Origin of the sequence: Streptomyces sp. NPDC005774, from assembly GCF_042871645.1 — a bacterium.
GTDB classification, from domain to species: domain Bacteria; phylum Actinomycetota; class Actinomycetes; order Streptomycetales; family Streptomycetaceae; genus Streptomyces; species Streptomyces pratens.
On record NZ_JBIAIV010000137.1, the window covers coordinates 1 to 1659 of the forward strand.

Consider the following 1659-nt stretch of genomic DNA (forward strand, 5'->3'; position numbering starts at 1 on the left):
CCTCGATCCACCGCGTGATCTCTGATCGCGCGGTGTGATTGGTTTCGGGGTGGTTTTTCGGTTCCGGGCAGCATGCGTTTCCGGTTGGCCGCTGCCGGTGGCGGGTTCTCCGAGGTCTTCCAGATCGTGGACGGGCGGGGATCCGGTTGGTCAGGTCTGCATCCGCTGCCCGGTGGCGGTCCACAGGTCGGTGAAGTCGTCGGCCCAGCGCCAGCGTCGGGGCAGATGCAGTACGACGCGTCGTGACGGGCGGGCGATGCGGGCCGGGACGGCGATGAGGTGGCGGCGGATGGTGCCGGTCCGCGCCTTGGCGTGGAAGGTGGAAGCGAGGTGTCCGGCCGCGCGGGTGAGGTTGTAGGCGGCTGCCGCCAGGGTGAGCCAGACCGCGTTCGCGGTGAACTTCCCCGAGGGCAGGTGCGCGAGGGCGGAGTCCTCCAGATCGGCGAAGACCTGTTCCACCGCGGCGTGATCACGATGCATGGGTTCGGCGTCGGTGAGGACGAACGGGCTGTCGGTGAAGATCACGTGGTGGCGCCAGACGGCGAACAGCTCACTCTGCCCCTCGGGCACCGTCTTCGGGTTCAGCCGTTTCACGCGGCGCACGATGAGCCGGGCGGTGGTGTGGAACGCCTTCTTCTTGCTGGTGAAGGCCGTGAACGGGATCTCGGCGATCTCGGCGTCGGAGATCCAGCGTTGCTCCTCGTCGTCCCAGATCGCGTCGGTGTACTGGATCGGCGTCCAGGCGCCGGGGTCGATCGTCTCGACGGCCGTGCGGATCGTCTTGGTGACCGCGGCGGCCAGCGAGAAGCGGGCGCCGGCCTTGCGGCAGGCGGCGACGACCTTGTGGGAGAAGTAGGCGGAGTCGGCGCGGACGACGATCTGCGCGGTGATGCCCATCGCCCGTACCGTGGTCAGGGCCTCGCGCAGCAGTGAGGCGGCCCCCTTGCCGGAACCCGCCGAGCCCTTGCGTAGCCTCGTTGCGACGATGACCGGTGCACACGTCGCGCTCTTGACGGTGACGATCTGGAAGTGCAGACCGCGGACCTTGGTGTAGCCGAAGGAGGCGCCCTGCTTGGCCGGCCCGTAGACCTGCTTGACCTTGGAGTCGATGTCCACGAACACCACCTCGTCCCCCTTCGGGACGAAGCCGGTGTGGGCGGCCAGGTTGCAGGTGAACGCGCGGGCCGCGGACTGAAGTTGCCGTACGTGGCCCCAGGTGAAGGCGCGCAGGAAGGTGCCCAGCGTGGAGGGTGCCCGCACCCCTGCGAACAGCTTCGGCAGCCCGCCATGGCGCAGGACGTCCAGGTCGTCGATGGAGTCGGCGCCGGCGGCCATGCCGCCCACGATGCTCATCGCCTTCGCGTCGGGGGCCGTGCCGGCGCCGTTTTTCGCACCGATCAGCTTGACCTTCCCGGCCACCAGAGCCGGCAGGCCGCACCGCTCGGCCAGCCGGATCACCGGGACCAGCCCGGCATGTGCGATCAGATTCGGCTCGTCGAACGCGGCGTGAGCCGCCGCCGGGCTGTGGAACAATTTCACTTGAGAGGTGCCTTGCTGGTTGGTGTTGTTGGAAGCGTCAGAACTCCCATCATCCCAGGTCAGCGGGCACCTCTTCTGATTTCTCCGTCCACAGCCCGACCGCTACGCGGTGGATCGAGG

Annotated in this window: 1 protein-coding gene; it reads right to left on the minus strand. The window is 68.3% G+C overall.

Translation table 11 applies throughout. The features are described from left to right. Window positions 1–150: 150 nt before the first annotated feature. Window positions 151–1539 (minus strand): IS1380 family transposase, encoded by a 1389-nt coding sequence (locus ACFYQA_RS39465; RefSeq protein WP_388928668.1) that lies wholly within the window; start codon window positions 1537–1539, stop codon window positions 151–153. Window positions 1540–1659: the final 120 nt, after the last annotated feature.